The following is a 17,606-nucleotide window of genomic DNA, read 5'->3' as shown; positions in this document are numbered from 1 at the left end:
CGTCCCGGCCTCACCCGGGTGGGCCCACGGAGTGGCGGTGGGCGGGCGGTGTCCAGCACATGACGTACGCCGTCAGGTGCCTGCCCAGCGGCTGAATCGGCCGGGGTACGGCCGGGCTCAGTCGAAGAGCGGGGCCAGCACCTTCTCGCCCGCCAGGATCCGCCACGCCGGAACCCGCATGGTGCGGCCCACCGGGCACGTCTTCGCCCCGTAACCCCCGGACGGCAGCCCGGTCAGCAGGTCACCCCGCGCGTGCGTCAGGCGCAGGTGCCGTGCCGGGTCACCACCGGGCGGCGGGCCGGGGTCGATCAGTACCGCCGTGTTCTCCCCGGCCTCGGTGAACAGCAGGTCCACCGGGTGTCCGCCGACCACCGAGGCCCGTTCCAGGTCGGTGATCCCGCGCCCGGCGAGGTACTGCTGGAGCCGGTCGGTGAGATCCTCACGGAACCCGGCCACCGGGGCGGCCGTCACCACCGGCCCGCCGTCCGCGTCCGCGTCCGCACCCAACGGCACCGAGCGACCCGCGAGCAGGGTCGGCAGACCGCTCTGCCCCTGCCAGAACGCGTGACCGCCCACGGTGATCAGCTGCGACCTGGCCCGGGTGACCGCCACGTTCCACAGGTTGACCTGGCTCGCGACCCAGTGTGTGGTCCGTGGCGGGGTGTTGTGCGTGGCGACCGGGCTCAGCACCATCACGTCGCGCTGCCCGCCCTGGAAGGCGTGCACCGTGCCCACCCGGACCCGGTCGTTGTCGCGCCACACCCGCGCCAGTGCCTCCTTCTGCGCCCGGAACGGCGTGATCACCCCGACCTTGGTGTCCTGAGGCAGCCGCGTCAGCAGTTCGTCCACGACCCGTCGTACGGCCTCCGCCTCCGCCGCGTTGTGCCAGGACCGCCCGTCGCCGCCCCGCGCCGACTCGCCGTGCGGTACGTCGACCCAGCCCAGCACCGGCGCGGGATCGGCAGCGCCCACCGGGTCGAGGGCCGGGACCTGCCGCCGTACGTCGGTGAGCACCTGCAACTGGCCGGCGTAGCAGTAGCCGTTGACGACATCGGCGATTCTCGGGTGGCACCGGTAGTGCTCGTCGAGGAGTAGCGCGGAGTCGCCGTGCTGCTCGGCCGCGTGGTACGAGGAGTGCACGTGGTACGTGAGCCGGTGGTCCTCCAGCTGTGCCGCGCTCAGCCCGGCCCTGACCCGCGCCTGCTGTTCCTGCTGGGGTGACACACCGGGGATGTGCCCCAGCTGCATGGGGTCGCCGATGATCAGCGCCCGGCGGGCCCGGAAGAGCAGCGGCAGCACCGAGGGGATGGAACACTGGCTCGCCTCGTCGATGACGACGAGGTCGAACAGCTTCGGGGCGAGTTCCAGCCGGCGCACCGAGTGGGTGCTGATGGCCCACCCCTTGATGTGGGCCATCAGGTTCTTCTGGCTGCGCTGGTAGCCCGAGCGTCCCCGCAGTGCCTGGAGCCGCTGGCCCATGAGCCCGCGTGCCCTCGTCAGCGCCTCGGCGGACACCGCCCGGGACAGCTCCGCCGACAGGTCGGACAGTGCGTCCGCCGTCGCGAGCCGTGACTGCTTCAGCCCGTCCTCGTCCCACCCCGTGTGCCGGGGGACGAGCTCCCGCACCTCCCGTTCCACGGCCACCGCGTCCGCCAGTGACTCCAGCAGACCGGGAGCCACCGGCTGCCCGGCCCCCCACGCCGGCCACGACGTCCGGTCCCCCTCCGGGGCGTCGGCCACCGCCGAGACCAGCGCGCCGAGCGCCCGCCCCCGGCGCCACGGACCGAGCAGCCACCAGTGGGCCCGGGCCACCTTCCGGGCCCTGTCCTCCCATCTCCCCAGCGCGGCCGCACCGTCCTCGTCGGCCGCCCAGATGCTTTCCAGGAGGGGCAGCGGCAGCTCCAGCGCGGCCGCCCGCTCCTCCCGGTCCCGGAGCAGTTCCAGCAGCCGCCTCTCCTCACCGACGCGGCCTGCCGCCTCCGCCCGCAGCCGGTCGGCCGTCCCATGGGTGTTGCGTAATTCCCCGCCCACGGTCGCCGATCCGCGCCGCGGGACCTGGGCGGGCTCACCGAGCAGCCGCTCCAGCTTCGCCGCCTCCCGCTCCAGCGCCTCGGTGTTGCCCGTGCGCATCAGCAGGCCCGGCGCGATGTCGTCGCAGCGTTCGGCGACGACGTTCACGGCCTCGTTGTTCGTGGAGGCGACCAGCACGGACTGCCCGGCGGCGACACAGGTGGCGACGACGGCCGTGACGACCTCGCTCTTGCCCGTACCCGGCGGCCCGGTCGCCACGGTCAGGGACCGCGTCATCGCCGAGGAGATCACCTGCTCCTGGCTTTCGTTGCACGGCCCCGGAGCCACTACGGCGGCGGACGCGGCCCGCCCCCCGCCCTCTCCGCCGCTCAGCAGCGCGTCCAGCGCTGTGCCGGGGATCTGCCCGGTCCGTGTCGACATCTCCAGCAGGTTGCTCACCAGGGCCTGGGTGGCGATGGCCTCCACGCCCGAGGGCACCAGCAGCACGGCCGCGTTGTGCGCGCCGGGCCGCAGCGCCTGCATCACCGTCCGCTCGCTGAGCGCGGACGGGTCGAGCGGTTCCAGCTCCGGCAGCCCCAGTTCCTCCAGCAGCTCCCGTACAGCGCGCAGCATCTGTGCGTCGTTGCCCTCCTGCCACGTCGGCTGCCAGCGCGCGACGAGGTCGGCCGCGTCGCCCGCGTCCAGCAGTTCCGAGACGACACCGGTGTGCAGGGACGGCACACCGCTGGGCCGGAGGACGTCCCGGCCCTCCTCGTCCGGCGAGAGTTCCATCTGCTGGATGAGCAGCGGCGCCAGCTCCACCGCCGTACGGCGCCCTCGGCTCCCGCCGTCCCGCACGGGCAGTGTGATCGCCGGATAGCCGTACCAGTACTCCTGTTGTGCTCCCGCGTCACCGCCGCCCGCACCGGCGGCCCCGCCCTGGGGCCCGGGCAGCTTCCCGGGGGCGGGAAAGGTCGAGCCCCGCCCCGACTGGATGGTCTCCTCGCCCTGGCCCAGCAGGAAGTACTTCGCACCGCGCCCGCTGTCACGGTCGGGCCGCATGCCGGCCGCCACCTGCGCGGTGAGGCAGTGCGCGTAGTACCGCAGCAGCCGCTGCCGGTCGACGCCGTCCCGCGCGTCCAGCGCCGCCAGTTCCCGGGCCTTCAGCAGAGCGGGGGAGCGCCGGGCGGTCTCGGCCGCGTCGCGCGGCAGTGCCGGGATGTGTACCGGACGCGCCACCGACCGGGCGAAGGGCAGGCTTCGCGTGGCCCTGATGGTGGACTTGGTGGGGCGCTGCTCCTCCGGTACGCCGTTACGCGCCATCTGCGCGGTCAGGTAGTCGAAGAGGTCGTCCGGCGTGATCCAGCCGCCGCCCTTGATCCGCCCGCTGCGCAGCCCTTCGACGATCTCCCCGGTGAACCGGGACGTGCCGAGGTCCGATCCGGGCGGCGCCATCGCGGAAGCGGCCTGGAGGGCGTCGGAGGCGGTGATGAAGTACACGCCGGTCGGCTGCAGCAGGGTGCTCGGCGCGGGCCGCGCGGGTTCCCCCGCGGGGCCCTTTGCGGTCCAGCCCTGCACGACGGAGCCGCTGGAGCAGCAGTCCAGCAGCACCAGCTTCGAGGAGGCACGGCAGGACTGGAGCATCCGCTCCAGGAACTCCGCCGGGACCGCCGTCCCCGGCAGATCGTCCGGGTCGGCGTCCCGGGTCAGGAAGTACAGCTGACCGTCGTCCTCGCAGAACTCGCCGTGCCCGCTGAAGTACAGCAGGGCGGTCTCGCTGGGCTGCCGCGCCTCCAGGAACGTCTCGATCGCGTGCAGCATCTCCGCGCGGGTCGGCTCGGCGACCACCGCGCAGTCGTTGTACATGCCGATCTCGGTGTTCTCCAGCACCGCCCGCATGTAGTGCAGGTCGGCGCGCACGGGCGGCAGATCGTGGTACGCGTCGCTGCCGTACGTGGACACGCCGACGAGCATGGCGAACCGGTCGTTGTCGGTCATGCGCGCTCAGCCCGTCGCGGGGGTGTCGCCGGGGCCTTCGTCGCCCGTGGGGCGAGGTGTCCCACCGCCGCCCGCGAGGAACCGCTCGATCCGCTCGTCGTCCTCGCGGGCCTCCTTGCCGGTGATCCGCAGGGTCGCGCCGTCGGGCCGCCTGATGACGATCGTCCGTTGCGGCACGCGCGCCAGCCAGATCTGCACCCCGGCGGCGGCCAGCGAACCGGCGCTGATCACCACGCCGATGATGTCGGCCGACAGCCCGCCCTTCTCCGTCACACCGGCTGCCGGGCCCTGCCGAGAGATGTCCAGGGCGGCCCCCGGGTCGGCGTCGGCGATGCCGGCGAGCAGCTCACGCGCTTCCCTGCGTGCACGCAGTGGGTCCTCGTCGACGATGGAGATCCGGTACCCGGTCCGGTCCTCGGGCGTGGTGGTCACAGGGCTTCCTCTCGATGTGCCGTGCTTCTGGCGGAGGCGTGAGCGGCTGACGTTAGTCGGCGGCTCCGGCACCGAGCGCCCGCGTTTCCGAAAACCCGTCAGGCGTTGGCGGGAAAGTGGCTGACCGGGGGCGGCACGGGTGTCTCCCCGAGCAGCCGCAGTTCCGCCCGTACGGTCTTGCCGGGGCCGCTGACGCGTGGCGTGACCGGCCAACGCGACGCCAGGCAGGCCACGATGAGCAGGCCTCGCCCCGACTCCTCGTCGCCGGGCGGCTCCTGGGACGCGAGTCGTCCGAGAGGACAGTGGGTTGTCGCAAAAGCAGCGTCCCGAGGGAGTCGCGCTTCTTCGTATGAGGTCGGTGACTCGCCCGAGTGGAACCCTGGACAAGGCGACACGCTGATCCCGAGTGAGAGCGGCGAGGTTTGTCTGGCCCCACGGCTACGTATATGGGGATACACCTGAATTCGTGCCCTTCGATCGGGTTGGATGGCACCGCCGAGCCCGGCCCTTGGTGGCGTGTGGATGCTCGGGTGTGCGGGAACGAGGGGGAACAGCCATCACATCGATGTGGGATGCCGCAGAGGGCAACGGATTCCGGGCGGCCGTGACCGCCCTGACCCGGCGGCGGATCGAGATCTACAGGGACGCCGGCGAGACATGGCGGTTCGCCGAAAGCCTGAAGTCCGTCAGCGAGGACACCGCCCAGGAATACGAGGGCCGCACGATCCTCGAGCTCGTCCAGAACGGCCACGACGCACTCGGCGGCGCCACCCCGGGAAGGATCGCCGTCCTGGCGGTCTCCCAGGAGAACGGCGGCGTCCTCTACGTCGCCAACGAGGGGGCGGCGTTCGCAGAGGAGAACTTCCGGGCCATCACCGAGCTGGCCCTGTCGAGCAAGGCCGCGGGCGAGGGGATCGGCAACAAGGGCCTCGGTTTCCGCAGCGTGCTGCAGCTGACGGACTGGCCGGAGATCCACTCGAAGTCGTCACCCGCTTCTTCGGCCTTCGACGGCTACTGCTTCCGCTTCGCCAGGCCCGAGGACGTGCGCACCCTGGTCGACGACCCGGCACTCGCGACGCGGGTGATCGAGGACATCTCCCCGCTGGCGCTGCCGGTACCGGCCGACGTCACCGATCCCGTGCTCAAAGAACTGGCCGAAGACGGGTACTCCACCGTCATCCGGTTGCCGCTGCGCGACCAGCATGCCTGGAGGCTCGCCGTGGCACAGGCCGAGGGCATGGTGGACGGCGAGGCGCCGCTCCTGCTCTTCCTCGACCGGGTGGCCGAACTCCTCGTCGAGGTGCGGGACGGCTCCGATGCCTCCTTCCGGCACGTCCTCTCGCGCGTCGAGCGCGCATCCGACCTGGTCGCCGCACGCGACCCTGACTGGGTACGGGAGGTGGATCTTGCCGGAGCGGGTCGTTACCTGCTCGCACGCCGCACACTCGAGTCCGAGGCCCTGAGCGGAGCGATCAGCCGCAGCGTCCAGGCGCGCGAGATCGACGCCGCCTGGGAGAACTGGGACGCCGAGGCCTGGGTGGCAGTCGCACTGCGGCTCGACGCACCGCTCGCCCATGGCCGTACGTACACCTTCCTGCCGATGGCCGCAGGCGTTCACGCCCCGTTCCCCGGCCACGCCCACGCCCCGTTCTTCACCAAACTGGCGCGCCTCGACATCAGTGAGACGGTGGCGCTGAACGCCTTCCTCCTCGACCAGCTCGCCGTACTGACGGTGGAGCTGAGCAGGCGCATTCGCTCGGAGACCCCGCACCTCGTCGCCGCGGACCTCGTCCTCGACCTCATGTGCTGGGACGTGCCCGACCGGCTGGACGCAGCCCTGAGCGGGAGGCTCGCCGCCGAACCGATCGTGCCCCTGCACGGCCGGGAGGCGTGGGGTTCGCTACAGGATTCCCACGGATGGCCCGACGGCAAGCGCTCCTGGAGCGTCCTCACCACCGAGGCACTCACGAAGGCCGGAGCCGACCTGCTGACCCCGTCCGTCGGCCCTGTCCGCCACACACGTCTGGACAAGCTGTGCAAAGCAGTCCTCTCCAGGCCCTTCCGTCCGCCGGCGCTCCTGGCCGCCGAGTGGACCGAAACCGTGGCCCGGTCACTGCTCGGCGGTACGGAACCGGCGGGACAGGTGTGGGCGGACTTCTACAGCGACCTGTCCCATGCGTTCGCCCGGGACCAGGGCGTGCTGCGGGGCCGACGCATCATTCTCGACCAGGACATGCGGCTGAGGAGCACCCTCGGCGGTTCCGCCGAGTCCGGCAGGCAGGACGCGACCGTCTTCTTCCACCCGGACCCCGACGACATCGCGGACGACGCCGCCGCCACCCGGGTCCCTGGTGACCTCAAGGCGCTCCGGCGCCGTATCTCCTTCACCCACCCGGCGATCGCCTGGGACGATGCCGGGCGGGGATTCCTCGAACGTCACGGACTGGTGCGTCCCTATCAACTGGACCGCGTCTTCGACGCGCTGGACGACCTGCTCTCCGAACGGCCCTCGGAGGCGCTCAGCCGCGACGCCCTCACCTTCACCTTCCGTCAGTACCCGCTGCTCACCCAGGCCCAGCGCCGACGGCTGGCCCGTATCCCCTTCCGGCTGCCGCTGACCGAAACCGGCCGGTGGGGGAGGGCCGCGCGCTGCTCCTTCTCGCCCGCCTGGGGCACCGAGGGAGCGCAACGGCTGGAGAGGTTCCTCGCTGAGGGAGGAGCCCGGATCCCCGCCCTGGCCGCTCAGCGGGATCAGTGGATCAGCGGCCCCGAGGACTGGCCCGCTCCCGTTCGGGACCGGACGGCCTACACCGAGTTCCTGGAGGCCCTCGGCGTGTGTGACGGCCTGAGGCCGGGAGTCGTCGGCGAGCGTCTCGGGGCCCGTCAGGGGCACGAGCTGCGGCCCTCGAGCCTCGCCGCGGGCTTCGGGCTGGAAGACGCGCTCGCCGGTTCCTGGTGTGCCGACGTCAGGCGCGGATGGACCAGATTCGCGCACCCGTACACGCCGTACGAGTTCACGCGCCCGCCCGCCCACCTGGAGGGAGCGACCGAGGTCGCCGGGCTAGGCTCCGCCGCCCGGCGCGAGTTCGCCGAGCTGCTGATGCACGGACTGCGTACCTGGGGTGAGGAGGTTCTCACCGTCGCCGTGCACAGGCCCACGTACACCTTCAAGGACGCACATACCTGGCCCACTCCTCTCGCCTCCTACCTCCGAAGCCTGACCTGGCTGCCCGTGGAGGAACCGGACGGCCCCTCCTTCGTCGAGCCCCGTCGGGCCTGGTTCAGCACCGACGGTGAACTCCCCTCCTTCGTCCCCGCGTTGCCCTTGTCGACGCGGCGCCTGCTCACCGACAGGACCGTCGTCGAGCGGATGGTCCGAATCGGTCTCCGCAAGTGGGACGATCCGCAGCACGCCGGGGCGGCGGTGAAGCAGCTCGGCAACGTGCTCGAGAAGGGCAATGTGCCCGAGCACCTCAGCGTCTCCTTCAAACGGCACTACGAGCGGGCGTGGTCGCACATCGCGCGGACGGGCCGGTGGCCCTGGGCACCGGATGAGGAGGTCCGTCTCGTGGTCAGCCGCACCAACGTGCTCGGTGCCTTCGCACCGTCGGCCGACGAAACACCGGTCGCCGTCTGCGACGAGGCCGATCCTCTGAAGGAAGCACTCATCGAGCTGGCGGGCCATCCCGTTCTCGTCGCTCCGGCGGAGGCCGGTGACACCGTCGTCCGTCTTGCCGAGGTGAACGGACTGAAGACGGAGCGCACGTCGGTCACCCATGTGCAGGTACGTCATCGCGACGGTGCTCCCATCATGCCCTCGGGGCAGACGGCGGTGTTCACCAGGGGACGGGAGTGGCTGGTCACCGTGGTCGCTCTCACCATGGAACTCAAGTCCGGGGCGTTCGTGCGCCCCAGCGAGCGCAGTGTCCGTGCCGCGCTCGAACGACTGCGCACCCTCCGCTTCGTGCACGCCGACGACGTGGAGATCGCCGTCTCGGGGACGCCGACGGAATCACCGTCGACGACGCGCGCGCTGCCGCTGCCGGATGACGAGCACCCCACGGTGGTCGTCTGGAGGTGCGACGAGGGCTGGGACGAACTGCAGGCGGCGACACCCGCCGTCGCGCAACTGCTGGGCAGGCCGTGGCTGCAGGACGCGCTGGAACTGGTCCTGGTCAAACTCGAGCGGAACTTCGACGGCAGCAGTCCCACGCTCATCGACGACACCGTCCTCGCGGCGGCGCTGGACACGACCGAGGCCAAGGTCACCGAATTCCGGCGTAATCTCACCGGCGACGTGCAGGACACGGTGAGACTGCTCCGCCCGGTGCTGACGTGTCTCGCCGCCGGCACCTGGACCGAGGAGGCCGCCCACCTCCTCGGTCGTGCGGCCGGCGAGCGTGAACTCGTCGAGATCATCGACCGGATCGCACCCGGTCTGCCGCTGTCGTCGGCGGCCCTGGTGTCCCTGGCACGCTCCTGCACGAGGCCGGCGGAGCTCCGGGACGAACTGAGGCTCGACTTCCAGCGGTTCAACGCCGCGCTGGTCTCTCTCGGCCACCCCCCTGAGTACTACCCCGAGCGCCATGAACAGGTTTTCGGGGACTTCGTGCGCGTCCGCTCCGGGATCCTCCTCGACCGGCTGCGCGAGCGGTACGCCGTCGCCGCGCAGCAGGGCGAGGACATCACCGGCTACGCCGCCGCCCGCGGTTTCCACGACCTGCAACCGGACCCGGACTGGCTGCCCCGGTTCATCACCCCGCCCGAGGAGGCGATGCGCGGCAGGGTGCGGGAGTGGCTGCGTGCGCACGGAGCCGAGGACGACCTCGAGCGGTCCACCGAGCTCGAGCCCGTCGACCGGCTCCGTGCACGCAACGCCGCCACGCTGGACGCGCTCGTGCCGGCGCTGGTCCCCCTGGTGACCGCCTGGTGCCGCCGTCACGGCGTTCAGGTGCCCGCGGGGTGGCACGGGGCGGCACTGCTGGAGTGCAAGAGCCACGTCGACGGAACCGGGCTGAGCGACTTGCTGCCGTTGAGCCGGGAACAACTGCTCGACGCGGTGGTACGCGCTGTGGGGTGGCCCGCCGGGATGCCGCATGCCGCGGATGCAACGGCACTGGGCCTCATCGACAGGGACTTCGCACAGACGGCGGCGCGGTCCCAGGGCTCCGGCGGCCCCGTCGATGTCGCTCCGCGCACCATCACCATCGGAGAGGCCGAGGTCAGGGTCGGGCGCGACCAGTTCTCCACCATCGCGGACATCGCCTCGAAGACCATCGACGAGGCCTTCCTCACCCAGTCGGGCAGGGTGCGCCTGGACACCGTGGCAGGTGTGCCCCGGCCACGGCACGGAGGTGCCGGCGGCGCCAAGCCGCGCATCGTCGTCGCGAAGATGAACCAGGCCAACGAGGACCAGCGGTCCGCCGTCGGCCTCGTCGGAGAGGTGGCCGCGCGTGCCTGGCTCCAGCGCCACTACCCCGACGTGCGGTGGACCTCGGGCTACGCGGCCGTCGTCAACGGCGACAGCGAGGCGTCCGACAGCCTGGGGTACGACTTCGAGGTGGCATGGCGTGACACCAGCCGGCTCTACGAGGTGAAGGCGCTGAGCGAACCGTGCGCCGAGCGGGTGGAGTTCGAGCTCGGACAGTCCGAGGTGGACGCGGCCCGCCGCCACGCCCGGGGCAACCGCTACCGTATCCTGCTGATCACCTCGGCCCTCGTCCCGGAAGAACGTCGCGTGTTCGACCTGCCGAACCCGTTCTCGACCCAGGGGCGCGACCGCTTCAGGATGGTCAGCCGGGGGCTGCGCTATCAGTGTTCGCCCTTGGGGAGGGGGTAGCGCGCAGGCCCGTACCGGCGAGGGGTCCGGTCGGCCGACGACGGGTCGCCGCGCCGTGAGGTGGAGGCATCGCCTCCACCTCCGGTCCCGGCCCTCAGTTCTGCGGATCCATGGAGCGCGGCAGTTCGAGCAGCCCTTGCGCCGGCAACAGCCGGCCGTCGGTGACCGGGTCCGGGCTGAAGTGCATCAGGCTGTTGCGGAACCGGCGGCACTCCTCGAGGGCGGTCAGGAAGTGCTCCTGGTCGATGGCTCAGCCCAGGGCAGCCCAGTTGTCGGGGTCCTTGAGCAGGTGCCCGTATGCCCCGAAGGTCAGGTTCGCGGCCGAGTTGATTCGGGAGGCACGCCGTCCGGGAACCACGGCGCGGATACGGTCGAGGGGGATGCACCGGTCGACCACGCGGCGCAGCCGCTGGCGGTCTGGGCCGAGTGTGCGCTCACATCCCCCGGGTGAACTGGGCGGGTACGTACCCGTACCCGTATCCTGGTGGGGTTCCGACGAGGAGGTCTCCATGTCCGACGCCCATGTCCGTATCCCGGCCGACGCCCGCGACAGGCCCGCCCGGATAGCTTCCTCCGAAGGCATGTCCCTGCGCGGCTACCTGTCCCACCTCGCCGAGATGGTCGGCCGTCGGCGTGATCGTCGCTGCCGGCACCGTCGCCCTGAGCTCGCTTTTCAAGGTCTGGTGCCGCATCGAAGGTTGGCTGTATCAGCCCTCGCCTCCACAAGCTCGTCCGGCACAATGATCGTGTGACGAACAATGAGGACGTCGGGACTCCGTCCATCAGCACAGGGTTTGTCAAAGGCATGCTGATAGGCGTCGCAATCGGGCTCGTGCTGGGGCCGGCTGTCTTCGACGACATGGCGATCGGCCTGGCGCTCGGCGGTGGCGCAGGCGGAGTCCTCGGTGTCACTCTCACGGCACGGCGCGGCGCTCGCAGCGCGAGTCTTTACGACTTCACAGAGTGGCTCAACTCGGAGTGCTGTGCCCGGGCTGCGCAAGCCGGCCGGATGCCGGGGGTGCGCGCCGGCTGACTCGGACAACGCGGCCGACAGACCGGGAAGGAGGGCCGTGCCGACACCGCAGGTACTCGATGAGTTGCTGCGTCAGCTGAGGCTTCGTGTCGGCCAGGATGCAGATTTTGATCTGCAGGCGCTGATCGATTGGTTGGGTCGGCAGCTCGGCGCGGAAATCGCTCTGGTTGACCGCGCGGGCAAGGTGGAAGTGTCCACTGTTCGGTTTGCGCCGGACATCCTTCCTCGTCTCCAGACGGTGCTGGCGAAGTTGTCAAGCGGACAATTGGCCGCTGCTGCCTCGCAGATGGGTGTGTTCCATGTGCGGTGCGAAGCGCTGGGACGGCAAGTGCCGCGTCCGGTGCTGGTGGTGGGCAGCCCGTTGCCGCTGGCGCGGGAGGCGCTGGCGCTGGCGTCCCATGTCGGCGCCATGGTCGAGGTGTTGCGACGTGTCCGGCAGGCCGACGACCTCGCACTCCGCTATCAGCAGGCGGCAGCGCGGCTGCGCCTGGCGATCTTCATGGCCCTGATGACTGGAGAACTGACGCTGGCCCGCCGGATGACGGCCGGTGCCGTTCCGCCGTTGCTGGACGCTGAACGTCTGCGCATCCACCTGCTGCGCTGCCCGTCGTCAGACCGCGGCAGGCTCATCGATGCCCACCAGGACGCGTCCGGCTATCACGGTCGAGGCTTGATGGTGCGTTGCCCTGTCTATGACGACCACCTCATCTGTCTCCTGCCCATGGACCACGATGGCGACAGCGTGGACGGTGGCCTGGCCGCTTTCCTGCGGGCGCTGGTGCGAGACAACTTGGACTACGCGCTGGGCATCAGTGCCCCCGTGCCCTTGCCGGCCACTGCGCGGGCCTACGATCAAGCACGCCATGCCCTGGCCGTCGCCTGCCACACGCCCGGGCGGGTTGCCGACCACTACGGCCAGCCGCCGCTGGCCGGGCTGCTACCTGGTCAACAAGCCCTCGCCTGGGCCCGTGCGTTCCTGGAGCCGATCAGGGCGGCCCCCCAGCTCACCCTCGACATCACCAGCCTTTCCCTGAGCTTCCCCCGCTCCGGTGTGGCGCGGCTGCTCGACGTCAGCCGCAACACCGTCGCCGCGCATTTGAGGCGTGTCCAAGAAGCCCTCGGCCTCGACCTGCAGGATCCCCGCAGCCGCGCCGAGCTCGCCCTGGCCCTGGCGATCACCGACCTCCCCCTGCCCGACGGCAACGCCGTGGCCGAGGCTCGGCCGACGCCTTCGGTGGACAGTCTGCTGTCCACCGAAGCGGCCGTCACCTGGGCTCATGCCTTCCTCCAACCCCTGCAGCTCGGCACGGACCGCACCGTGCACCAGACCCTGCGGGCCTGGATCGAGGCCGGCACCGATGCCCAGCGAACGGCCCGGGACCTCGGCATCAGCCGCACTACTGTCCGCGCCCACCTGTGCACCGCCGAACAGCTCCTGAAGCGCAGCCTCCTGACCCCGGGCCCCGGCACCCACGAACTGGTCCACGCTTTCCGCATCGCCGACCGTGCACCGTGAACAGTCTCGACCCCGTGACTGCGCACCGTGCGCATTGCCCGCCCTCCACAGCGCTCCCTAAAGTCTGCCTCACCCGGTATGCGCTGTCGGTCCAACCGGCCAACGCGCCATTCCGGCCGTGACGTACAGGGGGAATCTCTATGAGATGTAAGCGCGCGGTATGACGCTTCAGGTTTCCGGCAGCGTGTCATCGGCAGACGGTGAGTGAACCGTCGCCGAAAGAGGTGACGCGGGAAACGAGGCGATAGGCCGCCCGCTGGAGGACGAGCCCGTGTCCCCCATCATGCTGCCGACCCTGCCCCTCGCCGCTCACAGGGTGGGCCGGTGACCGGCAACGCGATCGAGGTCCGGGAGCCGACCCGGCACCACCTCCGCAGGGGCCGACCGGACCTGGTGTGCGCCGGTCCGGGCCCGGCCCACATCTTCTGCCGCCACAGTGGCGGCCGGAACACCAACGGGGAAGGGACCACATGACCATCCGTACTGCCAGACCTCGCCTGGCCGTCGCCGCCGTTCTGGGCACCACCCTCGGAGCCGTACTGGCCGTGGGCACGCTGCCTGCTTCCGCAGCCGTATCCGACGGCTATGTCAGCGGTAGCGGCAGCTTCCGCAACGACTGGTCCGACGAGACCGTGCACGCCGACTACTACCCGCGATCCAACGCCGCCTGCCTGTGGCAGAAGATCCTGTGGGCGGAGGGACTGCTCGCGGACTCCGAGGTCGACGGCGCCTTCGGCAGCAGGACCGTCGCCCGCACCAGGTCGCTCCAGTCCCGCTGGGGAACACCCGCGACCGGGAAGGCCGACAATTTCACCTTCACCAGGGCCGCCGGTCGGCTGGCGTTCGTCTCCGGCACCATCGCGAGCGGCAAGCGGCTGGAGCTCAAGTACAACGGCGCCGCACATGACTTCACCGTGCGGCGCGATGAGCGCGGGCGGCACGGATCCCACCTGGACGGCGGCTGGAAGGCCGCCGCGTACAAGCAACGCACCTGCGTCTGACCACGACGCACCGCACACCAACGGGAGGAACCCCATGAACAGGCGCATCGCGACTGTGCTCGGTGCCGCCGCCGCGGCCCTGATGCTCACCACGACCACGGCATCCGCGGACACGATCATCACCGACGACGGCAACTTCATCTACTGGGAGAGGAACTGCAACACGTCGTACGCCGGTACGGTCAGCAAGACCAAGGCGACCACCGCGAAGGGCAACGACGGATCGTGCGCGGGCCACGCCTGGCTCCGCGTCCTCGGAGACAGTTGGGGCAGCTGGAAGCATGACGCGACCAGCAAGACCCTCAACAGCCCGAAGGGCAAGTTCCGCAAGGCGCAGCACAAGGGCTGCGCCGACTGCACGGTCTACACCACAGAGGTGAAGTAGGCCGGCCGTCCCTGCAGGGACGCCACGGACAAGGGCCCACGCGCGGGTGGGGAACACCAGCGCGTGGGCCCTGCGGGGCTTTGGAGCCGCGGACGGGGAGGGCGCCGGGGAGGGTGCCGGCGACTTCGGCGCAGCCGGAACCGTGCCGATCGCCGCGGCTGCTCTTGCGCCGAGCGGCGGAACTCGGCTGCGGCTGAGCTTCGTTCCTTCGGGTCGTCGGGCTTGACCGGACTCGACAGGCCGCTGAGCAGGGTTGTCACCATGGCCAGGGCGAAGGGGCGGCGGCCCCAGGACGATCCCGCGGACAGCAGCATGCAGGACGCGACGCTGCTCATCCTGGAGTACTCGGCGAACAGGGTGCGGGAGCCATGATCCGGGGCGGTGCGGAACGCCTCCGGGAAGGCCGGCCGGCGTGGACCTCTGCCACCGGCGGTGGCCCGTTGGCCAGTGGCTTGAGAGCTGACGAGGCCTCGGTCGCCGAGTGCATGGGCATGGCCCTGCTGCGGCTGCGCGAGGCCGGATCGGCCGTCCCGTTCCGAGTGCGGGCTTTGCGCCTCACCAGATCCGGCCACCGGACATGAAGCACATGGCGGGTCCGGTTCTGCGGCGTGGACATGGTGCCGAGGGAGGAAGTGGAGCGTCGAGCAGCGCGCCCAGGGGAGGGCCCAGCGTCTCCGGAGTGGGACGGATCCGTCGGCGGCCGACGAGGGCCCCGCTCCGGGCCGTCGCCTTCTTCGAGGGGGTAAGACGAACGGGGAGATCGCCGCCGCCCCGCGGTTCTCGGAGCGGCCGGTGGAGGACCGCACCGGCGGAAGCGGTTTCCCGGCCGGTGCGGCGGCAGGTGGAGCCGGTCCGGTGGGGGAGCAGCCCCACGCGGTGGGGCGGGTGCGGGTAGTCGCCGCTCGCGCCCGGGTCCCAGCCCTGGTGGGCGTACCGCAGGTGGCAGGGGTCGAACGGCGGTGTCTGGGCGTTGCCGGAGCGGATCAGCTCTCCGTGGAGGCCAGGGGCGACCAGGACGACCGGTATCGTTCGGAATATCGGTAATGGTCAGAAATGGGTCGAGGACTTACCGGCGGCTCCTGCTCACCGATGGGGAAAGGTGGTCGTCGGACTTCGTCCCGGCACGGGGAAACAGGAGGGCGGCATCCCGGAGGGCTTCGGGGGTACAAGCTCCCTGCTCGGAGTCCGGTGGCAGCTGACCAGGTCCGGAGTGCGGCAGGCCGCTTCACGGCCGTCGGCTTCCGGAGCGTCAGCGCGCCCGAACGCCGACCGCGTCCTCATTCTTTATCTACACAGGTGGAACATGTCTGGCGTCACGGAAGTACCCGAAGACACGCAACTGGACGACCGCGCGGATCTGGACACGGAAGTCCGCGACACCCGCTCACTGCGGCTGAGACGCAGGCTGGAACGGCTGATCGGTATCGCGGCCACCGAGGGCAACGCGCTGGTCCCGCTCCGCAACGGCGACGAGATCTTCGGTGCGATGCTCGACGCCATCCGGGGTGCCGAGCACACCGTGGACATGATGACCTTCGTCTACTGGCGGGGTGACATCGCGCACGAGTTCGCCGAGGCGCTGGCCGAGCGCGCCCGGGCCGGAGTCCGGGTCCGGCTCATGCTCGACGGCTTCGGCAGCCGGCCCATAGAGAAGGACCAGCTCGACCTCATGGACGAGGCCGGAGTGGACGTGGCCTGGTTCCGCCAGCCGCTCTACCTCTCGCCCTTCAAGCAGAACCACCGCTGCCACCGCAAGGTCCTCGTCGTGGACGAGGCGACCGCCTTCACCGGTGGCGTCGGGATAGCCGAGGAGTGGTGCGGCGACGCGCGCAACGAGAACGAGTGGCGCGACACCCACGTGCAGGTCCGCGGCCCCGCGGTCGACGGTCTCGCCGCGGCCTTCGCCCAGAACTGGGCCGAGTGCCACGACGACCTCTTCGACGACCGCGACCGGTTCGTCGGCACCGAACCCCAGGGCGACGCCGTCGTCCAGGTCGTGCGCGGCTCCGCCTCCTTCGGCTGGCAGGACATGCAGACCCTGATGCGCGTCGTCCTCGAGTCCGCCGAGGAACGCGTCCGTCTCACCACCGCCTACTTCGCCCCCGACGCCTACTTCACCGAGCTGCTCTGCGCCGCCGCCCGGCGCGGGGTGGAGGTCGAGATCCTGCTGCCGGGCCCGCACACCGACAAGCGGGTCTGCCAGCTCGCCGGACAGCGTTACTACGAAGACCTCACCGCCTGCGGTGTGAAGATCTACCAATACCAGCCGACGATGATGCACGCCAAGGTCGTCACCATCGACCGGATCGCCTCCCTGGTCGGCTCGACCAACTTCAACCGGCGCTCGCTCTCCCACGACGAGGAGGTCATGCTCGCGGTCATGGACCCCGAGTTCACCGCCGCCCTGGACGGGCACTTCGACGAGGACCGGGAGAAGAGCGTGCTGATCGAGCGCGGTCGGTGGAAGCGCCGCGACCTCCTCCAGCGGGCCCGGGAGGCGGCTGTGGTGCCGATCCGCCGCTACCTCTGAGCGCACCGGTCCAACCCGACGTCCCGGACTCCGGCCCGGCGGACAAGAGGCCGCCGCCACCCCGAGAACGCCGAGAACGCCGGGTCCCGGGAACGCCGGGGCCCTCCCAGGGACCCCCCCCGGGAGCGGTCCGTCGCATCGCCGCACATGCCTGCCCGCAGCATCCCTGCCCGCGGCATTCCCGCCCGCGCCCGGCTCACCGCGGCCGATGGGGGGCACGTCCGACGGCCACCGAGCCGGGTGGTCCGGTGGTCCGGTGGTCCGGGACCCCACGGACGGGGCGTGTGGCTCAGGCGGTTTCCTGATGGTCGAAGGTCCGGGCGGGTTCGCCGACCGCGTCGCACAGTGCGCCGAGTCCGGTGGCGAGGGCGTGCTGGGCGTCGGGGGTCATGCGGCTCATGGCCTGACGGAGTGCCTCTTCCCGGCGCTGCCTGATGCCGTGCAGGTGGGCGAGGCCCGCGTCGGTGAGGTCCAGCTGCATTTCGCGACGGTCCTGGGGGCGCGGGGTCCGGCGGAGGAATCCGGCGGCCTGGAGGCGGTCGCAGAGGCGGGTGACGGACGGTGCGGCTGCGGAAAGGCGGCGGCCCAGCGTGCTCAGGTTGATGCCCGGCTCGCGTTCGACGATGAACATCACACGTGTCTGAGCGGCGGAGAGCGGCGCGGTACCGAGCACGCCGCGGCCACGCTCCCAGGCGATCTCCAGGAGCTCCAGGACCTGGCCGACTTCGGGCACGGCGGGGGAGTCGTGCTGGTGGAGGGAGGTGAGGGCCTCGCGCATGTGACACTCCCGAGTGGGCCGTCTACGCCCGTTCCGGCTGGTCGATGTGGGCAGTCGCACCATGAAGATAGGCGAAGGAAAGAA

10 protein-coding genes and 1 pseudogene are annotated in these 17,606 nt (G+C 70.9%); 7 read left to right on the top strand and 4 right to left on the bottom strand.

Annotated features, from left to right (window positions below; all coding sequences use genetic code 11):
• Positions 1-117: 117 nt before the first annotated feature.
• Positions 118-4,008 (bottom strand): caspase, EACC1-associated type, encoded by a 3,891-nt coding sequence (locus ORI94_RS26775; protein WP_266080188.1) that lies wholly within the window; start codon positions 4,006-4,008, stop codon positions 118-120.
• Positions 4,009-4,014: 6 nt separating this feature from the next.
• Positions 4,015-4,440 (bottom strand): effector-associated constant component EACC1, encoded by a 426-nt coding sequence (locus tag ORI94_RS26770; RefSeq protein ID WP_266080186.1) that lies wholly within the window; start codon positions 4,438-4,440, stop codon positions 4,015-4,017.
• A 604-nt stretch (positions 4,441-5,044) separates the two neighbouring features.
• Between ORI94_RS26770 and ORI94_RS26760 the strand changes: the two genes are divergently transcribed.
• The 5 genes from ORI94_RS26760 to ORI94_RS26740 all read left to right on the top strand — a co-directional run bounded on the left by ORI94_RS26760 (position 5,045) and on the right by ORI94_RS26740 (position 14,214).
• Positions 5,045-10,279, top strand: a complete 5,235-nt coding sequence (locus ORI94_RS26760; RefSeq protein WP_266080184.1) for a sacsin N-terminal ATP-binding-like domain-containing protein — start codon at positions 5,045-5,047, stop codon at positions 10,277-10,279.
• A 748-nt stretch (positions 10,280-11,027) separates the two neighbouring features.
• The gene (locus tag ORI94_RS26755) at positions 11,028-11,312 is read left to right on the top strand and encodes a hypothetical protein (RefSeq protein WP_266080182.1); all 285 of its coding nucleotides are present in this window, start codon (positions 11,028-11,030) and stop codon (positions 11,310-11,312) included.
• A gap of 37 nt (positions 11,313-11,349) precedes the next feature.
• Entirely contained in the window at positions 11,350-12,828 is a 1,479-nt protein-coding gene (locus tag ORI94_RS26750) for a helix-turn-helix domain-containing protein (RefSeq protein WP_266080180.1), read from the top strand.
• 470 nt (positions 12,829-13,298) lie between these two features.
• Positions 13,299-13,829 carry a peptidoglycan-binding domain-containing protein gene (locus tag ORI94_RS26745; RefSeq protein WP_266080178.1) on the top strand — a complete coding sequence of 177 codons (531 nt, stop codon included), beginning with the start codon at positions 13,299-13,301 and terminating at the stop codon, positions 13,827-13,829.
• 34 nt (positions 13,830-13,863) lie between these two features.
• Entirely contained in the window at positions 13,864-14,214 is a 351-nt protein-coding gene (locus tag ORI94_RS26740; RefSeq protein WP_266080176.1) for a hypothetical protein, read from the top strand.
• Here the strand turns inward: ORI94_RS26740 and ORI94_RS35380 are convergent.
• A pseudogene (locus tag ORI94_RS35380) lies at positions 14,132-14,371 on the bottom strand (hypothetical protein); the annotation flags it as partial. The gene ORI94_RS26740 and the pseudogene ORI94_RS35380 overlap by 83 nt on opposite strands.
• Positions 14,372-14,666: 295 nt before the next feature.
• Here ORI94_RS35380 and ORI94_RS26730 point away from each other — a divergent pair.
• Both ORI94_RS26730 and ORI94_RS26725 read left to right on the top strand, forming a co-directional pair.
• Positions 14,667-14,795 (top strand): hypothetical protein, encoded by a 129-nt coding sequence (locus ORI94_RS26730; RefSeq protein ID WP_266080174.1) that lies wholly within the window; start codon positions 14,667-14,669, stop codon positions 14,793-14,795.
• Between the two features lie 722 nt (positions 14,796-15,517).
• Positions 15,518-16,744 (top strand): phospholipase D-like domain-containing protein, encoded by a 1,227-nt coding sequence (locus ORI94_RS26725; RefSeq protein ID WP_266080172.1) that lies wholly within the window; start codon positions 15,518-15,520, stop codon positions 16,742-16,744.
• Positions 16,745-17,033: 289 nt separating this feature from the next.
• Here ORI94_RS26725 and ORI94_RS26720 read toward each other — a convergent pair whose 3' ends face one another.
• Positions 17,034-17,522, bottom strand: a complete 489-nt coding sequence (locus ORI94_RS26720; protein WP_266080170.1) for a MarR family transcriptional regulator — start codon at positions 17,520-17,522, stop codon at positions 17,034-17,036.
• Positions 17,523-17,606: the final 84 nt, after the last annotated feature.

This window comes from Streptomyces sp. NEAU-W12, from assembly GCF_026242095.1.
Lineage (GTDB): Bacteria > Actinomycetota > Actinomycetes > Streptomycetales > Streptomycetaceae > Streptomyces.
The sequence above is the reverse complement of the archived record's forward strand: the minus strand, read 5'-3'. Positions and strand labels throughout refer to the sequence as shown.

Coding starts and splice junctions, on each gene's coding strand:
- ORI94_RS26775 (WP_266080188.1), bottom strand. CDS start 4,008: ATGACCGACAACGACCGGTTCGCCATGCTCGTCGGCGTGTCCACGTAC.
- ORI94_RS26745 (WP_266080178.1), top strand. CDS start 13,299: ATGACCATCCGTACTGCCAGACCTCGCCTGGCCGTCGCCGCCGTTCTG.
- ORI94_RS26740 (WP_266080176.1), top strand. CDS start 13,864: ATGAACAGGCGCATCGCGACTGTGCTCGGTGCCGCCGCCGCGGCCCTG.
- ORI94_RS26725 (WP_266080172.1), top strand. CDS start 15,518: ATGTCTGGCGTCACGGAAGTACCCGAAGACACGCAACTGGACGACCGC.
- ORI94_RS26720 (WP_266080170.1), bottom strand. CDS start 17,522: ATGCGCGAGGCCCTCACCTCCCTCCACCAGCACGACTCCCCCGCCGTG.